The sequence below is a fragment of the Desulfovibrio litoralis DSM 11393 genome (assembly GCF_900143255.1).
In the GTDB taxonomy this organism is placed as follows: domain Bacteria; phylum Desulfobacterota; class Desulfovibrionia; order Desulfovibrionales; family Desulfovibrionaceae; genus Frigididesulfovibrio_A; species Frigididesulfovibrio_A litoralis.
The window spans coordinates 1-17,437 of record NZ_FRDI01000008.1 but is presented as its reverse complement, the minus strand read 5'-3'; the positions used below and the strand labels follow the sequence as shown (position 1 = coordinate 17,437).

Below are 17,437 nucleotides of genomic sequence, written 5' to 3'. Positions count from 1 at the left end.
TCTTGCTCTTAAAAGATAGGCGTTTACTTGGTTAATCTTTCGTTATGACTCTTTATAATTTTTATTAAATCTTATAGTTGGCGGAGAAGGTGGGATTTGAACCCACGTATCGGGGTAAACCGATAACCCGATTTCGAGTCGGGCGCGTTACGGCCACTTCGCTACTTCTCCGTTTTGTGGAAGTGTTAAATTTGTTTTGTACTTTGCTTGGAATTTCGTCAATGATTTTTTTTATTTTTAGTATTTTAACCTTAACCGGGCAAGAGCCTTGTTGTTATATAATTTATGTGAAGTTTAGACAGAATAGTTTTTTATTGGGTTGCAACAAGGGTTTTTAACTCTCTTTATTGAGTTAGTAAGATTTTATCTCATTTCACAGCATTAAAACCTTCCAAAAAACTATTGTAACTCTATGATATAAAAAAATAATTTTATAACCTTGACTTTATGGCTTAATTCAATCAAGTATCTATGTTTAAATTTATGTTTATTTTTTTAATATTTATATAAAGTTGGAGCTACGACTATGTGTTCTCAAGACAAAAAAGATAAAGACCAAAACAGTTATAAAAGCACCCTTAATCTTCCGGATACTTCTTTTCCTATGAAGGCAAATTTAAAAGAAAAAGAACCTGAAATGTTAAAATATTGGGAACAAATTAAGGTTTATGACTTAATGGTTAAATCAGGTGGCAGAAAAGGCGATTATGTTTTGCATGATGGACCTCCTTATGCGAATGGTCATATTCACCTCGGAACAGCTTTAAATAAAATATTAAAAGATATTATTGTTAAATCAAAAGCTTTAGATGGCTTTAAGGCTCAATATGTTCCCGGTTGGGATTGTCATGGCTTACCTATCGAACTAAAAGTAGAACATGAACTAGGCGAAAAGAAAAAAACTTTGCCCGCTCATGTGGTTAGAAAATGCTGTCGTTCTTATGCTGAAAAGTATGTTGATATTCAGCGTAAAGAATTTAAACGTCTTGGCGTTTTAGGGGTTTGGGATAAACCTTATATGACTATGCAGCCGGAATACGAGGCTTCGACTTCTCGTGTTCTAAGTGATTTTATGGAAAAAGGCTCGGTTGTTCGTAGTAAAAAACCTATTCATTGGTGCTGTTCTTGTCATACCGCCTTAGCCGAAGCAGAAGTTGAATATTATGACCATAAATCATCTTCAATTTTTGTGCGTTTTCCTATAACCGACCCTAAATTAAATGAAATTTTTCCACAGGCGAAGCTAGATAAGACTTATGTGGTTATTTGGACTACAACGCCTTGGACCTTGCCTGATAACATGGCGATTTCTTTGCACCCTAATTTTGAATATGCACTTGTTGAACATGAGAATGCTTTTTATATTCTTGCTAATGAATTAGTAGAAAGTTGTGCAAAGTCTTTTGGTTGGAATGATTATAAGGTTATTGCCATTACCACCGGTGATAAACTCGAAGGTTTAAAAGCCACTCATCCATTTTATAATAGAACCTCTCCGCTTATTTTAGGAGAACACGTTACTTTAGAAGCCGGTTCCGGTTGTGTTCATACCGCCCCCGGTCATGGACGTGAAGACTATGACGTTGGTTTAAAATATGGCTTAGAGATTTATTCCCCGATGAACCACGAGGGGCGTTTTGCTCCGGAAGTAGAATGTTTTGCTGGTTTAACCGTCTTTGAAGCGAATCCTAAGGTAATTGAAAAGCTTAAAGAAGTAGGAAATTTATTGGCTGAAGCTAAAATTAGCCATTCTTACCCGCATTGTTGGCGTTGTAAAGAACCTGTAATTTTTCGTGCGACGACTCAATGGTTTATCAGCATGGAAAAAAATGACTTACGCAAAAACGCACTAAAAGCTATTCGTGATAATGTTAATTGGATTCCTGCTTGGGGCGAAGAGCGTATTTATTCTATGATTGAAAATAGACCAGATTGGTGTATTTCTCGTCAGCGTACTTGGGGTGTTCCGATTACCGCCTTGCTTTGTGAAAGCTGTGGTGAGGCTTGGCATGATGCTAAATGGGCAAAAGATATTGCTGATCGTTATGCTAAACATGCGACAGGTTGTGATTATTGGTTTGAAGCCGATATTAAAGATATTGTTCCTGAGGGGCTTGTTTGTGAGCATTGTAAGGGTACAACTTGGCGTAGAGAGACAGATATTCTTGACGTTTGGTTTGATTCAGGCACAAGCTTTGCGGCGGTTTTAGAAGGGCGTGAAGAGTGTCGTTTCCCCGCTGATTTATATTTAGAAGGTTCAGACCAACATAGAGGCTGGTTTCATAGTTCTTTACTCGCTTCAGTTGGCACTCGTGGCGTTCCGCCTTATAAAGCTGTTTTAACGCATGGTTATGTTGTTGATGGAGAAGGGCGTAAAATGTCAAAATCTATCGGCAACGTTGTTGCACCACAAGAAATTATTGATAAATATGGTGCTGAAATATTGCGTATTTGGGTTTCGTCTGTTGATTATCGTGAAGATGTGCGTATTTCTGATGAAATTTTAGGACGTTTAGTTGATGCTTATCGTAGATTAAGAAATACTTGTCGTTATTTCTTGGGAAATTTAGGCGACTTTAAGGCGAGTGATGCTATTCCTTTAAATGAACTTGATCCGCTAGATTTTTATGCTCTTTCTTTAGTTTCCGATGCTCATAAAAAAATGCAAGACGCTTATGTGGAGTTTGAATTCCATAAAGTTTTCCATACCTTACATAATCTTTGCACAACTGAACTCTCTGCTTTTTATTTAGATATATTAAAAGACCGTTTATATTCTTCCGCAAAAGACAGCAAAGAGCGTCGTTCCGCTCAAACAGCCTTGTGGCATATTCTTATGTTGCTTTTACGCAATATGGCACCGATTTTAAGTTTTACTGCCGAAGAAGTATTCCGCAATTTACCAAGCGACTTAAAACCACAAAGCGAAAGTGTTTTAGGAATTGGACAAAATGAACCGATTACTTGTAGCTTAAATGCTGAACAAGAAAAGGCTTTTGGTTTGTTAGTGGCTGTGCGTAACGAAGTTACTAAAGCGATTGAACATATTCGCAGAGAAGGCGTTGTTGGGCATGCTTTAGATACTAGAGTTACTTTATATCTTGGTGATAAACAGCGTAAAATGTTTGAGAGTTTAGGTACGGAGCTAAGACCAATATTTATAGTTTCTCAGCTCATACTTGAAGATATTAAAAAAGCCCCGAGTGATGCTCTTACTTGTGAAATTGAAGAAGTCGCAATCAAAGTAGAAAAAGCCAAAGGCGAAAAATGTGCTCGTTGTTGGATTTATAGCGAAGAGCTTGGGACAAACCCGGAACATCCGACTATTTGTCCTCGTTGTACTGCTGTTTTAATTAGCTAGGTTTTTAATATTGTTTGTTTAATTAATAAATACCTGCCTCGTGAAAGGATATAATCTTGAACCGCTACCTGCTTATTTGTATAATTAGTGTTATTGTGATTGCTTTGGATCAGTGGACAAAATGGGTTACGAATACTGTTTTTGCTATTGGTGATAGCGTTACAATAATCAATGGTTTTTTTGATTTGGTACATGTGCGTAATCGTGGAGCGGCCTTTGGTTTTTTAAATAATCCTGATACAACCTGGCAGGTTACGTTTTTTTCTATTGTGAGTGTGGTTTCATCTTTAGTGATTTTATTTATTGCTAAACTGGCTAGACCTAAAGAATATCTGTTGTTTACTGCTCTTGGGCTTATTTTGGGTGGTGCTTTAGGAAACTTGATTGATCGCCTACTTCATGGAGAAGTTATTGATTTTTTAGACTTTTATTATAATAATTGGCACTTTCCCGCCTTTAACGTCGCTGATATTGCCATTTGTATAGGGGCTTTTTTAGCCTTTATTGCGATGTTTAAAGAAGATACCGTGAGGAGGAAGAAACGTGATAGTTAATAGTAATGATCAACCTTTATGTTCTGTTTGTTGTTTATCTTATAATCATAGTAAGTTTATTAAGCAAAATATTACCAGTATATGGGAACAAAGTTATAAAAACATAGAGATTATAGCTCTTGATGATGGTTCGCCTGATAATAGTGCAAAAATATTAACAGACTTAAAAGAGCAAAGTCCTTTCCCCATGAAAGTTCTTCTGCAAAAAAATACCGGTAGTGTGAGTAAGAATTTTAATAGGCTACTTGATAATGCTTCCGGTAAATATATTTTATTTATATCTTGTGATGACATGCTAACCGAAGAAACCATTCAGTCTAAAATAGACCTGATGGAGCAAAATGATAATATCGTTTTTGTAGCGTCAAAAAGAAATTACAATATAGATGATGATGGAAATGTATTTGATAAAAATGTATTTACTTATCTTGATGACTCAATAAAAACAGCAGAAGACTTATTAAGTTGTGAACATGAAAATATAGGGTCTTTTTATATACAAAATGCTTTATTTAGAAAAAGTATTGTTAATGCTGTTGGAGGATTTGACGAAGACTTATTGGGTGATGATATCGTGCTGAGAACAAAATGTTTTCTATATATGAAACAACACCCTGAGTTGACATTTAGAATTACAGATGACTTTGGTATGTATTATCGTAGCCATGATAATAATATACATAAAAACAGCGAAAGACAAATAAAGTTAATAGCTCAAGTGTTTGAAAGATATTTTTCGGATAAAAAAGCCCCTAAAAAATTTGTAAAGATGATGAAAGATCGGGTGAGTAACGTATTATTTGAAGATGCCTTGCGTAGTCTTTTTATTAGTAAAAAGTGTATCGAATTGTTGGAAGATAAAGAGATGCAAGAGCATATAATAAAAAAACATGCACAAGAAAGTAGAGAACAAATTTTTTCTTTATATAAAGTGAAGAGCAAAGAATATAAGTATGTATATCTGGTTGTTTTTCGTAGACGTTTTTTATTATATAAGAAACGTAGGAAATTGGCATAATAAATATATTAAATAACATCGTGTAATGATTTGAAAAAGAGCATTACAAGGAATATGATGAATGTTAAAAATATAGTTTTTCTTTTTCATACTAGACGCAATAGACATGATAAGCGTTTGAAGTTTATCACGAATCTGGCACCACTTACATTTAATTTAAGTAAGGAGCCATATAATCTTTGGTATCAAAAAATCTTTGGAAAAGAATATAGAGATATTGACTTTAGTTCTAATATTTTTGAATATTTATCACAAACTATTTTTTCTTCTGCCTTGATGCGTTCATTTATGCAGGCAAAAATAATATCTAAGTATAAACATGATAGCTATAATATTATTGTTAGTAGCAGTTGGACAGTAAAAAACTCTATTGTTATTATTGATAGAATGGCAATAAACAATGAAAAATTACTTTCTACTTTGAAAAAAAATCAGAACATTATTTTAATAGATGTTATTGATGGTGTGTTTGACTTAAACTTATTGCATTATGTCGATGGAATTATTTGCTGCTCACACAAGGCATATAATTATTATAATACATTGTCTAATAGATGTATGATTTTTTTTATAGAACATTGTGCTGATATTCGGCTACCTGATAAAATAGAACCGTTGTTTTCGTTTTCTCCTTACTATTTTGGTGCACATGAAAATCTTTTGATGTATAATTCTTTGCGTGATTTACTAACAATTGTGTATACAGATCATAATAGTAAAATTACTTTAAATTGGATGGATAAAATACCTTTGGCAAATTTTCATTATGCCCTAAGACCACCAATGGAAAAGCTTGTTTTTAAACCTTTTACCAAAGGTTTTACTGCGGCGTGGGCAAACTCTAATATCCTTGTGCATAAAGATGATGGTGATGCGGCTCTTTACTTAGGTAACGATTACCCTTATCTTATTCATGAAGATATTACAGAATCAGTTGTTTTAGAATATTTAGCTAAAGCAACTGATGATTTTGGTAGTAAAGACTGGAATTATGCACTTTCTATTATGAAAGAGATTAAAGAAAAAATCAGTCATGAAAATATTGCTAAACAGTTTTGGGCTATGATAAAAGATATTTCTTAAGATATTTATAAAAAGGTTTTATATATGAAAAAAATACCAATAGCTTTAGCCAGTGATAATAATTTGATATTCGCTCTTGCGACTGTTATTATTTCTGCTTTAGAAACAAAAAATCAAGATACTTTTTATGATTTTTATGTTTTATGTTCGAAAGATGTTACTGCTGAAAATAAAGATAAGTTGAAGTTTATTGAATCAAGCTATTCAGATTGTTCAATAAATATTATTGATATGTCGGGACAGTTTGAAAATGTCAAAAAAACTCATAAATATGTAACTACGCCATCTTTATATAAAATGGCATTGACTTCTTTATTGCCGGAACTGTCAAAAATTATTTATCTGGATACTGACGTTATAGTGAGGGCTGATTTATCTGAACTCTATGATTTTGATTTAAAGGATAATTATTTGGCGGGTGTTTCTGCTTTTATTAACTATTTTGATCATTATGAACGCATAAAACAACAATTGGATATTCCAAGTTTAGACTCTTATATTAATGCCGGTGTGTTATTAATGAATTTAGATGCAATTCGCAAAGATTCCATTGATAAACAGTGGCAAAATTTAATTGGTGCATATCATGGTTCAGTTGATCAACACATTTTAAATAAAGTATGCTACGGAAAAGTAAGTTTTTTACCTTGTCGATTTAATGTTTGTCAATCTTGCTTATCATTTTTAAAAGATGGTAAAGCGGCAGTTTTTTATCCTTTAAAAGAACTAAAAGAGGCTTATGAAAACCCTACTGTTTTTCATTGGACAGGTGAAAAACCTTGGCGTTTTTATGATTTATTTTTAGCTCATGAGTGGCTTCAATATCTTTTAAAAACTCCTTTTAGAAATGAAATACCATCTCGAAAATCAATAAACGGAATTAATAAAAAATATAAGCTGTTTAACAAAATAACCTTGTTAAAAATCAAAAAAGGTAAGTATTATCTTTTGGGTTTTTTACCAATTTGGAAAACAAAAAATAAGAGATAACAAAATGAAATTTATAGAAGTTATAAGAAAAAAAAATAAACTGAAAGTATATTTTTGTGGTATTAAAATATTTTCACGCACAAAAAGAATTGTAGATCATGAATTTGAAAAAAAATATGCTAAAAGGTTTGATCCTGATATTTCTATTGAAGATAAAAAATATATTTTAACTAAACAATTTGAGTTATCCGCTGGATATACTCCAAGCTTTGATGCCCCAAAAACATTTAATGAAAAATTACAATATATAAAGTTATATTATGATAATCCGTTAATGTCTGTTTGTGGTGATAAATATAAAGTAAAAGATTATATAAAAAATATAATTGGTGAAGAATATATTGTTCCAACTCTTGCGGTTTGGGATAAGCCTGATGAAATAGACTTTGATAAACTACCAAATGAGTTTGTTTTAAAGGTAAACTGGGGTAGCGGGCAAAATATTATTGTGCGTGATAAATCAAAAATGGATATTGACAAAATTAAGGAAAAACTAAGTAAATGGCTTAAACCAGAGTCAAATCATTACTTTTTTTCTTTTGAATCTGGTTATAAAAATATTGAACCTAAAATTATTTGTGAAAAATATGTTGGTGAATTAGCTGAAAATCTAACTTGTTATAAAATATTTAATTTTTCTTCAAAGCCTTATTTAATCCAAGCTGTTTTTGATGATAAAACTAAAGAAGAAACTATTAATTATTATGATTTAGATTGGAATAAGTTAGATTTAAAACAAAACTTTCCTAATAATGATAAAAATGTATCAAAACCTAAAAACTTAGCTAAAATGTTAGAGCTTGCCGAAAAGCTGGCTGCTCCGTTTAAATATTTTGTCAGAGTAGACTTTTTTGAAGTGGGTGATAAAGTAATTTTTAGTGAATTTACCTTTTTTTCAGATAATGGAATGGCAGCTTTTACTCCCGATAGTTGGGATAATAAATTAGGCGATTTGATTCATTTAGATATTACAGCAGACAAAAATATATAATGTTATTTTAGAGTTATACAGGAACGATACTTGATGCACATTGCTTTTATAAACTCAACTCGCAAATGGGGTGGGGTTAAAACTTGGACGATTGATTTCGCTGAACAGCTTGTTGCCAGAGGGCATAAAGTCTTTATTTATGGTCGTCAGGAGCAGTTTGTTGATGTGGCTCAAAAACGTGTTGGGCATGGTATTAAAGTAAAATTTGGATCAGATTTAAGCCCTTTTTCTATTTATTATTTTTATAAGCAATTTAAAAAGCATAAAGTCGATGTTGTGGTTGTAAATGTTGGTAAAGATTTATCCACTGCCGGAGTTGCGGCTCGTTTGTTAAATATTCCCGTAATACAACGTATTGGTTTACCTAATGATATTCCGTATCGACATAAAACGAAATTACTACACAGCTTCATTAAGCCTTTATTTTTATCTCCTTGTGAGTTTATTAAGCAAGGATTTTTAAAAAGCTTACCCTACGTTGTTGAAGATAAAACAGCGGTTGTTCTTAATGGTAAAAAGGCTGAAGAGGTGAATATTATAGCTCACAAACCGAGAGTTCTTATTACAACTCAACAGCTTAACGCCGATAAAGGGCATGATACTTTATTGCGAGCTTTGGCTATGATTGATTTGCCTTATAAGTTGCATGTTGTAGGCACGGGGCACTCGGAAGAATATTTAAAAAAACTGGCTGAAACATTGGGCATTGCCGATAAAATCGTTTGGCATGGTTTTGTTACAAATGTAAAAGCTTTGTTGAAAGAGGCGGATATATTTCTTTTGGCTTCTTTGGTTGAAGGCTTGCCAAATACTTTGCTAGAAGCTCTTGCGAGTGGATTATTGCCTATTGTGCGTGATGTTGGCGGTGTAAAAGAGGTTTTATCTAGTGAGCTTTTACCTTGGGTTTTGCCTTATGAGGCTGATGAAAATGATTTTCGCAAAGAGATTGAAAAGGCTTTGTTATTAGCTGATGCAGAACTTATTAAAGTTAAAAAACAGGCATATAAAGCGTGTTTTGAACATTGCAATCTGGATAAGCAGGTTATAGAACTAGAAAGCTTATTAAAGAGAGTGAGTCTTTAATAAGTTTTAGGTGTTTGTTATAAATAATAATTTTAGATGCTTGCCGAATTACGACTAAAGCTTTGACGCATAATTTTAAAGGGTTGTCTCTTCTTTATTTTGTTGAGCGTGTTTGGTTTGGTATAAAGAAGCTAATGCTTCGATATACTTGTTAGTTGTGTTTTCAAGTTCAAGCATTAAATCTCCAACCGCTTCAAGATCGTCGGCGGCTGCGGCACGGCTTACACAAGCGGCTATTCCTTCAAGTTTGTTTAAGCCAAAGCTTTGTGCTTTACCTGCGATACGCATGACAGATTCTTGCACGTCAATACTGCTACCATTGTCTTTTGCGTCGGCTGCGTCTGATAGTGCTTCTTGAATATCCGTAATAAAACCGGGTAATAATGGGATTAATTCTGGTTCTATTCCTTCTTGTTCAAGTCCGGGAATTTGTATTAAACGTAAGTTTTGTGTTTCTTGTTCTTTTGTAAAAGCCTGGCGTATTTCTGTTACCGGTAGGGAATTTAAGGCAACGCTCGAGTCTTTGTCAGGAGTAAAAGCATTTTCGAGCATAGAATTAAGCAAGGTTAAGCCTTCTGATTGTTCAGATTTGCTTTGTTCTGATTGGTTTTTGGTGGCTGTTTCAGGCACTTGAGATTGAACTCTAATTGGTTCAGCTGGTGAAGTAGTTGTAGTTGGGGTTGAATTTGCGGGGATACTGCTCACTTTGATAGAGGCACTTAGTATTCTTGGTTTTGATAGTTTTGTTGTGTTGTCAATCTCTTGCGTGGTGTTAACTCTAATTTCTTTTTCACTTTCTTCGGTTGTTTCTTTGTTTATTTCTAATTGGAAGCCTTGAGGAAAAAGATTGGGAGTCAGTTTGAAAACAGCCTCTGTTAGGGCGATTTCATTCAGCGGTTTTAAAACAACACCTTGGCACCCCATAGCTTCAAGACGTTGCTTTTGTTCTTGGTTGATCGCCAAAGCAAGAACGGGAATTTCTCTGCCGATATTTATTTCGGAAATGAAATGTTTAATATCAGACTCAGGCAAGTCTGCATTTAATATAATAAGTGTGGGGATTGTTTCGTTGCAAATATTTACGGCATCACCGATAAATCTTGCTTCTATATTTTTTATATTGTGTTGACCAAGAATTTTGGCAATAGTTTTTCTTGAACCGCTTGCCATATCAATAATTAATACGGTATCTTCTTGGGTTGGTAATGATTGGTTATTTTTTATTGTGTTTATTTCTTGAATTACTCTTGGGGCTATTTCACTTTGATTTTGGGTTGGGGACACATTTGGCACAACTTGATCTGTTTGTGTTTTTTTGTGATTATCCGTAATCGGTGTGAAGTGAGCGTTAAAAGTTACGGCAGTTCCATTATGTTGGTTGGTTGTGGTATTAAATGTTCCTCCCAGAGCGTGGGCAAATTTGATTGCGTTTAATTCAGCCTGATTGTCTGATTGATCATAGCGGCTATTAAAAGGTCTGGTATCATTAATGGTAAAAGTAATAAAGCCCGGATCATTGCCAATTGGAGCCAGTCTTGCTGATAACTGAACATTTCCACCTGTTGAGGCAGAGAGAGAAGCTTCTAAAAGGTCGGCGAGTATTTGTTTTAGTTTGTCTCCATCTCCTGCAAAGCGATGATGTAAGCGAGGAGACGCGAACCAAGAAAGACCTAACGATTTATTTTGAGCCAAAGGTAAAAACTCTTTGTGTATCTCGCTAAGTAATTTATATATATCAAAAACCTTATATTCTTCTTCGTTTTCTTTTTTGTTGTTTTCTGTTGTTTCGTGTTCTGTTGTTTCGTTTTCTGTTGTTTCTTTAAGTTGAATATTTGAGGTTTCAAGCAAGTTTGCTTTGTTTAAATCAGGAAACTCTGTTGTTTCTTGAAGTGAAGTGGTGGAATCTTCAAACTCGTAAGCTGTGTCCGGTGTGATATTTTCGATTGTAACAGGTGTCTTTTCCGGATACGTTTCTTCTACTTTAACTCCCAAGCTTTCAGCGATTTTCAACAAGTCTTGACTGTTTTTTAAAGCAGAATCAATATAAGGTTGTGTGGAAGGAGTCTGGGAATGTGTTGATAAGGCAATAAGGTTACGCAACAACTCGTTAATAGAGGTATATAAAGCTTCTACTGTTTGAGATGGTACAGAGGGAACAGTTTGTGTTATCTGACCTTGGTCTAAGTTTATATTTTCTTTGGGTTGTAAACAAAGGTTTTCTTCAAAATCGATAGGATCTTTAAGCTGAATAGTCGGAATTTCTTTTTGATATTCAGTTTGCAAAAGAGGAGCAAGCGGTTCGTCGAAGTCTTCTACTAACTTAATTACTCTAATGGGTTTTTGTGTTTCTTGGGTGATATTGTTTTGAAATCGGTTTATATCATCGGTTTGATTGTGCGTTGGAATATCAATTTGAGTATCTATTTTGGGGGGAATAAATTCATTTAGAACAACTTGTTCTTCTTGTTTTTCTTCTATTGTGGGAAAGTTACTTAGTGTTGCAGTTGGTTGAGGAATTTGATTTGCTTCTGTTTGTATAGATGGGGTTGAATTGGGAAAATCTGTTGTTTGAGGTTGACTCGTATAAACGTTATTAGGTTCAACAGGTGTTGTTGGAGCTTCGGTTTTTTGTTTAATTTGTTGAAGTTCTTCAAGTATATTGTCGCCCAAATTGTTTAAGTCAAATCCGCCACCGAGAGAAAGAGCCGGCATTGTTGTTGAACCAAGGTTTTCGCTTGGTTCTTGGTTAGTTGTTTGCACAATAGGGGCTGTTTCTTCTGTGTTAAGATATGGTTTATATTCGTTTGGAATACGATTTAAAAAATCTTCTTTGTTAAAATCAGAAAAATTAATTTGTGAATTAGAAGTTAATTCTAAATTTTCTTGGGGTTGATTTTCTTGTGGAATATGATTGTCTTGTATGGAAAGAGCATTGTTTTTTTCTATGGTTGGGGAATTGTTGAAATTTAAGCGGTAAGCATTATCCAACTCTTCGGTATTAATTTCATCGTTGCTAAATTCTTCATTAGTTATTTTAGAATATTCTTTTTCGTCTTGCCCTCCTTGCCCATTTTGTTCGGCATGATTGGCATTTGAGATAATAGATAAAATTAAAACGCCAAGAGCCGTCCCCAGAGCAGGCAGGTAAGCACTCCAGCTTGGGGCTGATTGTAACTCATAAAGGAAGTAAAGGCTTAATAAAACAGTAATAAATGGTGGAAATAAGGCGAGTAAACTGGTTGCCGAATATTTAATTTTGTTCAAGGTGCAAATTAAAGCAAAAAAGAATATTGGCAATATTAACACAGACCAAAAACTTAGATAGTTAGTTGTCCAAGCCAAGCCGGGAATAAGCGGCAAGAGGGCAATAATCGCACCTATCCATGTAAAAAGTTTAAAGAAAAAGTGGCTAAACGGTGCGTTAATTGGGGTGTTAATGCGTATGATATTTATATGAGCCAATATCAGCAAAGCTAAACCGGGAGCTATTACAAAGGGGATAGAGTAAATGCTGAGGGTTCCGGTTGTGGTTGGAATTGTCGGCATATAAATATTAATAAACAATAGTATGGCATAAAAACCAACCCAAACTTTTTCAGTACTTCTTTGTAAAATACTGCGTGTAAATGCGATGAGGGCAGAGAATAATACAATACCCAATAAAATTAATTGAAACAGAGAGTTATTGTTGTCTCCAATGTTTGCAGGATAAACAGTCGGAGAAAACCATGGGTTTGTAACGCCTTCAAGTCTGATATAGACGGTTGTTGGATCTATTCCGGCTAAAGGTAAGTTGAAAGTAGGGCTTCCTTCAAACTCCAATTTTTTCCAACTAACTGATGAACTTCCCAAAATGTTGTCATTAATTTGCGGAGTAAAAACAGTTCCTTTATCTTCGGGTAAATTAGGTCCTAAGTTTACTCCAAGGTTTGTCTGATTTTCAGGCGTAGAAGAAAGTAAAGTTAAACGCAACCAAAATACACCCGTAGAGTTAAAAGGCACGCCTTCTGAGAGTTGTAGAAAGCGTCCTTGATATTTAGACGTTGAAATATCAGATAAACCAAGTAAGCCACTCTGATCAAAAAAATAGCTTAAATAAGGCGTTAAAGCACTTTCTGTTTGAATTTGATCCGTAACAAGAGGCATGGTTCCTTGACGAACATCAGCACTCTGTAGCGGTTTAAAAAAACTTAAATTTAACAAAAGAGAACAAATAACTATTAAAAGAACGCTTGTTTTCTTTTGTAGTTTATAAGTTTTTAATTTATTGGTTATTTTTAAAGTATCAAAAAAACAGGTTGTTAGCATTTATTGCCTCATTTAAACAAGTTTATTATTTTTATTATTTGGACATTGTTTGAATAAATTCTTTAAGAGGAACATTATCACCGACTCTTGCATCAGGTTTTATACGTAATAATTTGTTCCAGACCTTTATGGCTTCGTCTTTTTTGTTTAAATCATAATATAACACAATACCTTTATTAAAGAAAGCATTTTGATGTTTAGGGTCAACAGAAATAGCTTTATCAAAATATTCTATAGCCTTATTAAAGTTGCCAAGCTCTTTATACATTGTTCCCATATCAACCAAAACGTCAGTATTATTCGGAGTTATAGCCAAAACTTTTTCATAAGCTTTAATTGCTTTGCTTGGTTGTTTGTTATCATAATAGAAGTTTCCGAGTTGAACCCAAACAAGAGGTATTTCAGGAGTTTGTCTTGCTGCTTCTTCAAGTTTAAACAAAATAATATCTTGTTGTTTTTGATTGGTATTATCTACTTTGCTTTGTTGTATTGTGGCTTCTTGTTTGCGTGTTGTGATATTACTGACCGTAAATCCAATAAACAAGCCCACCAAAAAAGTAACAAAAGCCAAAATAAAACAAGTAGTTTTTAATATATATTTACCGCTTACGACATCTTGTCCGATTTTTATAAGTTCTGCATTATTTAACATTGTTGTCTCCGTGTTGTCTCCGTATGTTTGTCCTAAAGCTATAATTAGCCATGTTTTAATCGAAAGGCAAGCAAGATAATCTATATTTATTAAGGAAAAGGTAAATAATGATTATTTTTTCTGAACAGAAGACTTTACTTTGTGATAGTTGTAATTATCTAAACAAAGAGATATTAATAAAAAAAGCTTAATATCAAAGTCGCAATATTGAAAACGGCTCTTGTGTTGATGTAAAACGATAATAAAAATAATATAATAACTTTCTTTTTTAAGGAGTAGAGAATGATTTTAAAAAAACGAATTGGTACCGGATTTTTCTTGCTTTTGTTTTCTTTTTGTTTGTTAAATTACTATACTGTTACTGATGTAAATGCTGCTAACCTGCCTGATTTTAGAGAATTAGCAAAGAAATCAGGTGATGCTGTTGTTAATATAAGTACAGAGAAAACCGTTAAGGACCAAAAAAGAAACATGCCACCAAATATGTTTAGAGGAATGCCTAACGGAGACTTGTTTGAAGAATTTTTCAACTCTCCCTTTGGACCTAATGGCGGTTCTCAGGGTGAAGAAGATGGTCGCCGTTCAAGACGTAGTGGTTCATTAGGCTCCGGTTTTATAATTTCATCAGACGGTTTTATTGTAACCAATAACCATGTTGTTGAAGGTGCTGATGTTATTAATGTAAATTTAAGTTCAGATACAAATAAAAATAAAAGTTATAAGGCTAAACTTGTGGGAGCAGACCCTGAAACTGATCTTGCTTTAATCAAAATCGAAGTAAAAGACTCTTTGCCTTTTTTAAAGTTTGGTGATTCCGATAAGCTTGAAGTCGGAGAATGGGTTATTGCTATAGGAAACCCCTTTGGCTTAGATCATTCGGTTACTGCCGGAATTATCAGTGCAAAAGGCAGAGATATTCAAGCCGGTGCTTTTGATAGTTTTTTACAGACTGATGCTTCTATTAACCCGGGTAACTCCGGTGGTCCTTTGTTAAACATGGACGGAGAAGTAATCGGAATTAATACCGCAATTGTTGCTCAAGGGCAGGGCATAGGCTTTGCTATTCCAAGTAATATGGCTAACAAAATTATTGATGAGTTAAAAAATCATAAAAAAGTAAGCCGTGGTTGGATTGGTGTTCAAATTCAACCTATTGACGAAAAAATGGCAAAAGCGTTGGGTCTTCAAAATGACCAAGGTGCTTTGCTTGGCGGAGTTATGCCAAAAGAACCAGCCGATAAAGCAGGCTTGATGGCTGGCGACGTGGTTGTCGGCGTAGATAACAAGGATATTACAAGTGCTGATGACTTGTTACAAGAAATTGCCAATAAAAAGCCGGGTAATAAAGTAGAGCTTAAAGTTATTCGTAATGGTGAAACCAAAAACTTTGTTGTTACCTTGGCTGAACGCAACTTAGACAAAGATGGTGCAAAAGTCTATGAAGAAGGGTCTACCCCTGATAACCAAGACGATTTCAATTTGGGTATCCAGTTGCGAAGCCTTAATAAAGACGACATGCGTCGTTTAAGAATAACAGATATTGAAGGCGGATTACTTATTACCGCGGTTGAACCGGATAAAGAAGCCGATAAAGCGGGGATTAAACCCGGAGATGTAATTTTAACCGCTGCCTTAAAACCTGTGCTGAATACAAATGATTTTGTTAAGATTATTAACGGAGTAGGTAAAGAACGTGGTGCTGTTATGTTACAGATGATGCGTCGTGGTCAAAAATTCTTTGTAACTCTTGATTTATCAGGTAAAAAATAGATAGTATAAAATCGATTAACTTAGTATTCATATTAAAGATAAGACTGTTGTGTATTTGTTACATGACAGTCTTATTTTTTGTTTATATGAAAGCGTATATTCTGTTGTGATTTGTCTATAGAATGGTTGACAATGTTGTTAGGGAACTTAGTTTAAGAGAGAATGTGTGTTGAATTTTTTGATTAATAAAACGTAAAAGGTTGGAGTACGTTACAGTATGGCGAAGATATTTTATGAAATTGAACTTAGTGAATACCTTAATAGTAACAGAGCTTCAATTCTTAAGTCTATTGAAGATGAAACTAAAGACTACATTCTGAATGTTAATGAGTTAGATTATGTTAAGCACATGTTAGACCGAGCTAAAATTGATCCATTAGAAATTCATACAGATCAAATTACGGTGTCATCATCAGAGAAGATGATACCAGCAGAAGACTATCCTTATAATTTTCATGTTGAGCTTGGTAAAAGTTATAAGAAAACTGTATTCAAGTTTTATGTTCCATTCAGTGGTGACAAAAATTTGTTGAGATGTAAACCAAGTAGCTGGATTGATTGGTATATAAATGTAGAGGTTATCAATAATGAGTTTACGTTTGAGATAATTAATTTTCAGGATGATGTTCAAGCAATATCAAGGGAAAAAGATTCGAAGATTCAAAGCATAACTAACCAACTTGAATATGTAAAAAAAGATGTGGAGTGGTATAACTCAAACATTGAATCTCAAATAAAAAGTGCATTTGATAGCAGAAAACAAAGACTTCTGAAAGATAGTAACACATTAGCTTCTCTTGGTGTGCCTATTAAAAAATCAGCTAATGTACCACAGACTTTTTCAGTACCTACACCTGAAAAAAGAAAAAAAATTTCTGTCAATAGACCCCAAGTTACTGAAGCGATTCTTACTCCAGAGCCTTGTTTAGATAAAGATACATACAATGAAATTCTCAAGTTAATACATGATATGGGTAAGGAGTTTGAACGCTTGCCAAGTCTCTATGTTGGTAAAGAAGAGGAACACCTTAGGGATCATTTTTTAATGATGCTTGGACCTAATTTTCAAGGTTCAGCGACAGGAGAGACCTTTAATAGCACGGGGAAAACAGACATCTTACTGAGATATGAAAGCTCTAATGTTTTTATTGCAGAGTGTAAATTTTGGAGAGGTAAAAAAACATTTTTAGATACAATTTCACAACTCTTAAATTACCTAACATGGCGAGACTCTAAAGCCGCAGTAATTATGTTTGTGCCTAACCAAGATTTCACTTCTGTTTTAGAAACTGCTGATAGCGTGATTGCTGAGCATCCAAATTATATTCAATTTTTGAACACTCATGATGAAACTTGGCATAACTATACTTTTCATCTTAATGGTGATAGAAATCGGTTGGTTAGCTTGGCTGTGATGATGTACCACCTTCCAAAATAAAACATTTTTCTCAAAAAAAATAAAAAAATCTTAAAAAAGTGCTTGACGTTTTTTGATAAAACACATAGAAGCATTTCTCGCACTGACGAAGAACGAGTTCGGCGTTGGTGCGAATTTCAAAAATGTTCTTTGTTATCAAATTATTAGAGTATATTTTAAAGATTAGATTTTTTTAAGATGCAAATAGGT

At 33.9% G+C, this 17,437-nt stretch carries 11 protein-coding genes and 1 tRNA gene; 9 read left to right on the top strand and 3 right to left on the bottom strand.

What is annotated here, in order from left to right; genetic code table 11:
* Nucleotides 1-78 precede the first annotated feature (78 nt).
* Nucleotides 79-171, bottom strand: a tRNA-Ser gene (locus BT999_RS08475).
* Between the two features lie 355 nt (nt 172-526).
* On the opposite strand from BT999_RS08475, the gene ileS reads away from it, so the two are divergent.
* From ileS to BT999_RS08440, 7 genes are all read left to right on the top strand, one after another.
* Nucleotides 527-3,361: an isoleucine--tRNA ligase gene (gene ileS / locus BT999_RS08470; RefSeq protein WP_072697358.1), complete on the top strand. Its 2,835-nt coding sequence runs from the start codon at nt 527-529 to the stop codon at nt 3,359-3,361.
* Between the two features lie 56 nt (nt 3,362-3,417).
* On the top strand, nt 3,418-3,915 hold the full coding sequence (lspA, locus tag BT999_RS08465) for a signal peptidase II (protein ID WP_084650661.1): 498 nt from the start codon (nt 3,418-3,420) through the stop codon (nt 3,913-3,915).
* Complete coding sequence (locus BT999_RS08460) at nt 3,905-4,933, top strand: glycosyltransferase family 2 protein (RefSeq protein WP_072697356.1); 1,029 nt, start codon at nt 3,905-3,907, stop codon at nt 4,931-4,933. Before lspA ends, BT999_RS08460 begins: the two co-directional genes overlap by 11 nt.
* Before the next feature lie 117 nt (nt 4,934-5,050).
* Nucleotides 5,051-6,016: a hypothetical protein gene (locus BT999_RS08455; RefSeq protein ID WP_143145520.1), complete on the top strand. Its 966-nt coding sequence runs from the start codon at nt 5,051-5,053 to the stop codon at nt 6,014-6,016.
* Between the two features lie 24 nt (nt 6,017-6,040).
* Entirely contained in the window at nt 6,041-7,006 is a 966-nt protein-coding gene (locus BT999_RS08450) for a glycosyltransferase family 8 protein (protein ID WP_072697354.1), read from the top strand.
* Nucleotides 7,007-7,010: 4 nt separating this feature from the next.
* Nucleotides 7,011-7,997 carry an ATP-grasp fold amidoligase family protein gene (locus BT999_RS08445; protein WP_072697353.1) on the top strand — a complete coding sequence of 329 codons (987 nt, stop codon included), beginning with the start codon at nt 7,011-7,013 and terminating at the stop codon, nt 7,995-7,997.
* A gap of 33 nt (nt 7,998-8,030) precedes the next feature.
* Complete coding sequence (locus tag BT999_RS08440; RefSeq protein ID WP_072697352.1) at nt 8,031-9,080, top strand: glycosyltransferase; 1,050 nt, start codon at nt 8,031-8,033, stop codon at nt 9,078-9,080.
* Nucleotides 9,081-9,155: 75 nt separating this feature from the next.
* Here the strand turns inward: BT999_RS08440 and BT999_RS08435 are convergent, their stop codons facing one another.
* A complete protein-coding gene (locus BT999_RS08435) occupies nt 9,156-13,388 on the bottom strand; it encodes a 7TM-DISM domain-containing protein (RefSeq protein WP_072697351.1) in 4,233 nt (1,410 codons plus the stop codon).
* A 34-nt stretch (nt 13,389-13,422) separates the two neighbouring features.
* Nucleotides 13,423-14,040 carry a tetratricopeptide repeat protein gene (locus BT999_RS08430; protein ID WP_072697350.1) on the bottom strand — a complete coding sequence of 206 codons (618 nt, stop codon included), beginning with the start codon at nt 14,038-14,040 and terminating at the stop codon, nt 13,423-13,425.
* A gap of 282 nt (nt 14,041-14,322) precedes the next feature.
* Here BT999_RS08430 and BT999_RS08425 point away from each other — a divergent pair, with 282 nt between their 5' ends.
* Together BT999_RS08425 and BT999_RS08420 are read left to right on the top strand one after the other, a co-directional pair.
* Nucleotides 14,323-15,810: a Do family serine endopeptidase gene (locus BT999_RS08425; RefSeq protein ID WP_072697349.1), complete on the top strand. Its 1,488-nt coding sequence runs from the start codon at nt 14,323-14,325 to the stop codon at nt 15,808-15,810.
* A 217-nt stretch (nt 15,811-16,027) separates the two neighbouring features.
* The gene (locus BT999_RS08420; RefSeq protein ID WP_072697348.1) at nt 16,028-17,248 is read left to right on the top strand and encodes a hypothetical protein; all 1,221 of its coding nucleotides are present in this window, start codon (nt 16,028-16,030) and stop codon (nt 17,246-17,248) included.
* Nucleotides 17,249-17,437 lie beyond the last annotated feature (189 nt).